Raw genomic sequence first — 7232 nt, 5'->3', positions numbered from 1 at the left:
TCCTGCGTCAGAGAAAAATCACCCTGGAAGGTACTACCAACTTCAAATCGATTACAACGGAAAATTCGTCTAACGAATAAATGTCAAAGAACTTACACGCTTACTTCCTGCCCTTAATTGGACAGTAGTGATTGTCGATTGACAACTATCCATTCATCATTGGCAATTCTAAAACCCCCTCCTTTTGAACAAAAAAAGACCCCGTTGCCTGGTGGGAGTTTGTGGCAACGGGGCAAGTTCATAGAGGAAGTGAGTCCGACAATCAGATTGCTTGACAACTGACGGCCGGATGTCCCTTCCCGTTTCGGGGAGTGGGACAGAGCGGGAAACGGGACTCGAACCCGCGACATCAACCTTGGCAAGGTTGCGCTCTACCAACTGAGCTATTCCCGCAATGGGTGACTGAAATATATCAAAAATCTTCCGTCCAGGCAAGGAATTTGTTCCCGTCACCCTGCGGTCCCCTGTCAATCGGGGCACCAAAAATATAGACTCCCCACCTCAGAAAGTCAAGCGCGAAGTTGAAACGCCACTTCTTTTTTCTCTGAGCACGATTTGTACCACACACGATTCAGTGGATCAAATCGCTGTATGACCCGCCCAGCAGCATCTTCTGATCGATGTCAAACTCGCCCATCAGGAACTGCATCAGTTTTTCTGCCTGTCTCTTTCCACGTCTTACGACGACTTCAAACTCTATGAACGTTCCGAGATGATTCACTGAGTCGACGTGGATGCGGGCATTCCTGTAAAGGAAGAGAGCCCGCTTCTTTTTCACGATAGCCAGAACGCCCAGAAGAGACTGAAATAGCAGCTTCACAGGTCGGGGATCTTGGACGGGAATAATCGTATAGTCCGAGTAGCGGGTGCTTCGGGCGTTTGGGCGCCGGTAGTAGATGAGCTCGAACTTTTTGCCGTTGATCTCCCGAAGCTTTAACCTGCCGGAGTGCACCTTGAAATAGGTATCGGTCTGAGAGAGCGTCCCTTTCGCTGACGAGCCAATCTTGCGTGCGATCCGTTTCGCCCGGGCCGGGGATGAATACCTGCTTTTAATTTCAAGATTCCTTGGCATGGTGCGGATGGGTGAGAACAGGCGAAGTAGTTAGACGGTATTTGGTGTCTGAGGTTTCCACAACGAGATCATGAAGGGCTGAACCTCTTAGCGGCTTATTTCAAGGATCTTGTATTTCAGTTCTCCCGCCGGCACTTTGATAGTCACGATGTCTCCCCTCGTCTTTCCCATCAATCCCGCGCCAAATGGAGAAGTCATCGAGATTTTATTCTTCTCGAAATCCGCCTCTTCGGGGGAGACCAGGCGATATTCGATTGTCTCTCCAGTTTTCATGTCCTCGAGCCGGACAACTGAGAGGATATACACCTTGTCATTCGGCAGCTGGGAGCTGTCCAGAATTCGGGCATGAATCAGGGTATCCTCGAGCTTTGCGATGCGTATCTCCAGGTGCTCTTGCGCCTCTTTTGCTGCATCGTATTCAGCGTTTTCGCTGAGATCTCCGTATGACCGGGCCTCCGCGATCTTCTGCGCGATGTCTTTTCTGCCATGGATCTTCAACTCCCGAAGATCCGCTTCGAGCTCCACGAATCGTTCGCGCGTCAGATACACCGTACCGTTACTTTTATCTCCCATCATTCCTCCACCAGAGCCCTGATGCTTGGTAACTACCTTTATTTCGAGAAGGCAAAAAGAAAAGCCATCATCTCTGATTGTGAGATGGTGGCTCCGCTTACTCCGAGGGTAAGCTATCGCAAAAAACGGAAAGACGCAACAAAAAAGTGCTGGAGAGTGAGGTTCCTGCCATTACCCAACCTTAATGACACAGTCAATGAGGATTGGGTTCCCCAGCGTCCGCCTCCCCGCTCTCATACTATGTCTTCTGGAGCATTCCGGATCGATCCCCAACGAGCCCGTTCGACAATTCCGAATTCATGCTGAACGAAGCCGGCCTCGCGGTCTGAGGGTCCATCGCCAAGCACAAGTCATTGATCCTCAGGTCACGAAGCACGTGAGCGCTGACGCCGCTACCACAGCGGTTATCCAAACAACGGGGCTTTTCGTTCGCCTCAATCGTTCTTCTACTTCGTTTTCTCTTCCGGATTGGCCTCTCGTAACACACTGCCGACCGAACCGCGATCGACTTTCACCTTCACGTTGTCCGCGATCTGTACGAGGACGACCTTCTCTTCAATTCCCACGACAGTCCCATAGATTCCCCCAGCTGTGAGAATCTTGTCGCCTTTCTCCATTGCGTCGAGCATCTTCTGACGCTCTTTCTGCCGCTTCTGCTGTGGTCGAATGATCATGAAATAGAAGATGACGAAGATCAGACCGAACATAACTACCGTTCCGATCATTCCTCCGCCGTCCGGCGTTGCCTGTGCGAGAATTGGATGAAATTGCAAGATAGCCTCCATGTCTACGTGTTATGATATATGAGGAGTTTTGAGTGATGAGTTTCCAGTTGAGAGTATCCAGTTATAGGTTTCAAGTCTCGGGGTTTCCGGTTCACAGTCGATGGTTCGCTTCTCGGTCACGCGTCGTCGGCTCACGTTGAGACAATTCGATCCTCCGAACGCAGTTGGTTGACCATAGTTGTGCGCCATTCCTCGAATCGGTGTTCGCTGATAGCCCTCCTCATCTGACCCATCAGCCAGAGGTAGAACGAGAGATTATGGATTGTCGCAAGCTGGAGTCCAAGAATCTCCTTCACCTGAAACAGGTGGCGCAAGTATGCCCTGCTGAAATTGCTGCATGTGTAACATCCACACTCTGGATCCGGAGGTGAAAAATCGGTCTTGTATTGCGCGTTGCGCAAGTTCATCGAACCGGTGCGTGTGAAAAGGTTCGCGTTTCGTCCATTTCTCGTTGGCAGCACGCAATCGAACATGTCAACTCCCCGCGCCACGGACTCTATCAGGTTCATGGGAGTGCCGACTCCCATGAGATACCGGGGCTTGTCCGAGGGCAACATCGGCGTGCACACCTCGAGAATTGAGTACATGACCTCTGCAGGTTCGCCGACAGCAAGACCACCGATTGCATACCCGTCAAAACCGATCCTGACGAGTTGCCGAGCGCTTTGCTGTCTGATTTCTGGATAGATGCTCCCCTGCACGATTCCAAACAGCGCCTGGGAAAAACCGTAAAGCCCTTTGTGAGTCTCAAAAGCGTGCCTGCATCGCTCGGCCCACCTCAGTGTCAACGCGTTCGAACGTCTCGCATACTCCGGGTCACATGGATAAGGGGCACACTCATCCAAAACCATCATGATGTCTGAGCCCAGCTGCCTCTGGATCTGCACAGCAGATTCCGGAGTGAACGTATGCAATGAACCGTCCAGATGCGACTTGAACGTCACACCTTCCTCTTCGATTTCCCGGAGATGGTTCAGGCTGAAAACCTGATAACCGCCGCTGTCGGTGAGGATCGGTTTGTTCCATCCGATGAACTTGTGCAGTCCACCGGACGCCTGGATGACCTCTGTTCCCGGCCTGAGATACAGATGGTACGTGTTTCCTAAAATAATCTGGGCGCCAACCTCGGTGAGCTCGCGCTGCTCAATAGCCTTGACGCTCCCCTGCGTCCCTACAGGCATGAACATTGGCGTCTCGACGACCCCGTGAGCCGTTTCCAGCACTCCAGCTCTGGCATTCCCATCTGATGTCAACAGTTCAAACTTCAATTGGCCCCGAGCTGCATCTCCACCGCATAAGAACAAAAAACCGCCGGAACAAAAATCGAGCGGCGGGATTGACTTCTTCGTGTTTCAATATAGCTAGAAAAGAGGCACGTGTCAACTCTCCGGGGAATTCTCATCTTTTTGAAAATAATGACGCCTCAAGAAGGAAGCAGCGACAAAGAGAAGAGCTCCTCCGATGTCGGCAACAACATTATAGAAATCGGCTTCGCGCCCCGACACAAAATTACGGTGGTACTCATCCAGAATGCCGAAAACCACACAAAACGAAAACGACCCGAGATATGCACCATTTCTCATCAATTCGAAGTTGGGCTGGAAATAGAACGCACGCCATGTCAGGAAACAGAGGACAAAGAAGAGGAAGGCATGGATGATCTTTGCCACACCCGGCGTCATATGAAACCACAGAAGACTGGCGGGGATGTCAGAGAGGAAATAGATGGCGATTGCCCATACGATGAGTGGGATCAGGTATTTGAAGAGGTTTTTCAACCACCTTCTATTCTTCGAAACGCAGTCGGGAGCTGATCGATCAGGTCCTGGGCAATAACGCTGCGTTCTCCATGAATCTCTTTGGCGATGTCACCTGACATACCGTGCAGATAGACTCCTGAGAATGCGGCGGCCTCTTCGGCAGCCCCCTGAGCCCACAGGGATGCTATGATTCCTGTAAGAACATCCCCCGCACCAACGGTCGCCATGCCCGGATTGCCGGTCGAGTTCAGAAACACTGTTCCCTCGCGTGTTCCGATGGCGGTAGGTCCGCCTTTGAGAACAAGCGTCACTTTTCCCATCACACCCCCCCACCGTGCGAAATCGATCTTATTGCCATCGATTTCCTTCGCCGACGCACCGATAATCCGAGCGTATTCTCCCGAGTGCGGAGTGAGGATGATCCTGCTTTTCAGCCGGGCGATCTTGCGCAGGCCGATGTCTCCAATGACCCGGAGAGCATCTGCATCGACAACGACGTTTCCCTGGTATTTCTCAAGAATCATACGAACGAGCTGCTGAGTCTCCGCATTCGTCGAGAGCCCGGGGCCTACAACGACAACATCCGCCCAACTTAGTTTCTCTAAGATTTCGTCGAACGCGGCCCTGGCTAGAGTGCCTTCGCTCGTCGAAGGGAGCGGCTTGACGATGGCTTCGGTGAGTCGCCGTGCCAGGATCGGATACACAGCTTCCGGGGTCCCGAGCATTACTGCGCCTGCACCGGAGCGCAAAACAGCCATCGAACTGAGATATGCCGCACCCGTGAAGCCTCTCGATCCTGCGAGAACGAATACCTTTCCCGCCGAGTATTTGTGAGCCGTCGACGATCTCCGCGGCAAGGCAGTACGGACGTCTTCTGCCTCGGTCTGAAATGTCTTGAGTCTTTTCGAATCGCTGACAGCCCTTGGTATTCCGATATCCACGACGCTGAGCTGTCCGACGTGGTCCTGCCCATCGCTGCACAGAAGTCCCGTTTTCTTCAATCCAAACGTCGCCGTGTGAAGAGCCCGGACGGCCAGCTTCTCCACCTTCCCCGTCGTCCCATCGACGCCGGACGGAATATCAACGGAGAGGATTGGCACGCCGAGTCCGTTTATCCACTCAATTGCGGATGCGTAGGGCTGGATAACTTCCCCTGAAAACCCTGTGCCGAATATGGCGTCGACTATTAGTGCGGGCTTTGGGAGTTTGCCGAGGAGAGGGCGTGAATACGATTTGAAGAATAGGGAATGTGTTGACGCGCGGCGAACCTGATCCAGGATCCTGAAGTTCGTCAGTGCATCCCCGGAAAGTTGACGGGGAGAAACCATCAGGATGATCGTGATGCGGGCGCCGGTAATGAGGAGATGACGAGCGGCGACAAAACCGTCTCCTCCGTTGTTCCCCTTGCCGCAAAACACGAGGATTTCTTTTCCATGCAGAGGACCGAAGTAACGCTGGGCAATTTCAGCCACACCGCGGCCCGCGTGTTCCATCAACAACAGACCGGGAATTCCAAACTTGCGGATGGCGCTTTCATCGCACCACCTCATTTCCTTCGCCGATACAATCGTTCGCATGGTTTGATCGTCAGATCTTGAAGAAACCCCTTGTAATCTCAACGAGAAGTGAGGGGTAAACACCGAGGGCCAGCACCATGAGCGCCGCAAAAGCGACAGCTATGAATGCAACAAGCGGAATCTGGTCGTCGGTGTCTGCGTCGCCTTCGCGGAAGTACATTACGACGACAAGTCGCAGATAGTAGTAAACGGAAATCAGGCTTGTCATGACACCGACGATCGCAAGCCAGGTCAGATCCGCTCTGACAGCCGCAAGGAACACATAGTACTTCCCGAAGAACCCTGCGAACGGCGGAATCCCCGCCAACGAGAACATGAACACCGCCATAAGCGCCGCGACGCCAGGACGTCGTGCGCTGAGGCCGGCATAATCATCAAACGTGAGTCGCTTGTCATCCTTCTGCTCAACCCACGAGACAATGCCAAACGCGCCTATATTCATGAAAGCATAGGCCATCAAGTAGAAGAGAATACCAGTCTGGCCTTCATTGTTCGCAGCGGCGATACCACTCAGCATATAGCCGGCATGCGCGATGCTCGAATATGCAAGCATTCGCTTCACGTTCGTCTGCGCGACCGCCGAAATGTTGCCTATGATCATTGATGCCGCAGCGATCATCGCAATGACCTGGCTGAGGCTCGTCCCTGCGATTTCGAAAATCCGCACAAAGACAAGCAGGAACGTCGCGAACGCGGCCGCTTTTGCCCCCGTGGACATGAAGCCGGTCACCGGTGTGGGGGCTCCTTCGTACACATCAGGGGCCCACATGTGAAATGGCACAGCTGCAACCTTGAAGGAGAAGGCGACAACGAGCAGGCCGGCCCCAATAACAAAGAGCGGATTGTGCGATATCTGCGGCACGGCTGCCTTGATCTGCAACAAGTCAGTCGTGCCTGCGACACCATAGATGAGAGCGATGCCGTAGAGCAGGAAGCCGGTAGCGAACGCACCGAGAAGAAAGTACTTCAGGGCGGATTCATTCGCCTTCTGCTTCTTACGCAAGAACCCCGCAAGAACATACAGAGGGACGGACATCAGCTCGATGCCAAGGAAAATGGTGATGAGGTTCAATGCGCCGGCCATCAGCATCATACCAGTCGTGGCAAACATGACGAGGATGTAGAACTCGCCCCGATGATACTCCATCCTCTCGAGGTACCCCCGTGCCAGGATAATCGTGAGAAGTGCGGAGGACAGAAAGATGATATTGCAGTATCCGGCAAATCCCCCCTGAAACAACATCCCGCCAAACACCGGCATGCCTTCTCCAAGATGAAAGAAGGAGAGCACAAGAGAAACCGCCACGCCGATGAGGCTCATCCAATACGAGGAAACCGGCTTGTCCTTCCCCAGTCCTTCGACGATGAGTGTCAGCAACGCGAAACTCACCAGTGCTATCAGTGGCGAGCTGTTGTAGAAGTCATTGAACGAGATGTCCATAGTACAATCGAATGTGAAGGAGAA

The 7232-nt window shown here is 52.9% G+C and carries 7 protein-coding genes and 1 tRNA gene; all 8 read right to left on the bottom strand.

What is annotated here, in order from left to right; all coding sequences use genetic code 11:
• Positions 1–320: 320 nt before the first annotated feature.
• Positions 321–393 (bottom strand) — tRNA-Gly (locus NTU47_07520).
• 178 nt (positions 394–571) lie between these two features.
• Entirely contained in the window at positions 572–1072 is a 501-nt protein-coding gene (locus NTU47_07515) for a class IV adenylate cyclase (protein ID MCX6133644.1), read from the bottom strand.
• A gap of 87 nt (positions 1073–1159) precedes the next feature.
• The gene (gene greA / locus NTU47_07510) at positions 1160–1645 is read right to left on the bottom strand and encodes a transcription elongation factor GreA (protein MCX6133643.1); all 486 of its coding nucleotides are present in this window, start codon (positions 1643–1645) and stop codon (positions 1160–1162) included.
• Positions 1646–2091: 446 nt separating this feature from the next.
• Positions 2092–2418, bottom strand: coding sequence for a preprotein translocase subunit YajC (gene yajC / locus NTU47_07505; GenBank protein MCX6133642.1), 327 nt, complete (start codon positions 2416–2418; stop codon positions 2092–2094).
• Positions 2419–2561: 143 nt separating this feature from the next.
• Positions 2562–3683, bottom strand: coding sequence for a tRNA guanosine(34) transglycosylase Tgt (gene tgt / locus NTU47_07500; protein MCX6133641.1), 1122 nt, complete (start codon positions 3681–3683; stop codon positions 2562–2564).
• A gap of 126 nt (positions 3684–3809) precedes the next feature.
• On the bottom strand, positions 3810–4208 hold the full coding sequence (locus NTU47_07495; GenBank protein MCX6133640.1) for a VanZ family protein: 399 nt from the start codon (positions 4206–4208) through the stop codon (positions 3810–3812).
• A complete protein-coding gene (locus NTU47_07490; protein MCX6133639.1) occupies positions 4205–5767 on the bottom strand; it encodes an NAD(P)H-hydrate dehydratase in 1563 nt (520 codons plus the stop codon). The genes NTU47_07495 and NTU47_07490 overlap by 4 nt, the downstream gene beginning before the upstream one ends.
• Before the next feature lie 10 nt (positions 5768–5777).
• Entirely contained in the window at positions 5778–7208 is a 1431-nt protein-coding gene (locus NTU47_07485) for an NADH-quinone oxidoreductase subunit N (protein ID MCX6133638.1), read from the bottom strand.
• Positions 7209–7232 lie beyond the last annotated feature (24 nt).

This window comes from Ignavibacteriales bacterium (genome assembly GCA_026390595.1).
Classification (GTDB): Bacteria; Bacteroidota; Ignavibacteria; order UBA10030; family UBA10030; genus UBA9647.
The sequence above is the reverse complement of the archived record's forward strand: the minus strand, read 5'-3'. Positions and strand labels throughout refer to the sequence as shown.

What these genes read in the sequence shown, in the direction of transcription:
- NTU47_07515 (MCX6133644.1), bottom strand. Translation starts at nt 1,072, where the DNA reads ATGCCAAGGAATCTTGAAATTAAAAGCAGGTATTCATCCCCGGCCCGG.
- greA (MCX6133643.1), bottom strand. Translation starts at nt 1,645, where the DNA reads ATGGGAGATAAAAGTAACGGTACGGTGTATCTGACGCGCGAACGATTC.
- NTU47_07490 (MCX6133639.1), bottom strand. Translation starts at nt 5,767, where the DNA reads ATGCGAACGATTGTATCGGCGAAGGAAATGAGGTGGTGCGATGAAAGC.
- NTU47_07485 (MCX6133638.1), bottom strand. Translation starts at nt 7,208, where the DNA reads ATGGACATCTCGTTCAATGACTTCTACAACAGCTCGCCACTGATAGCA.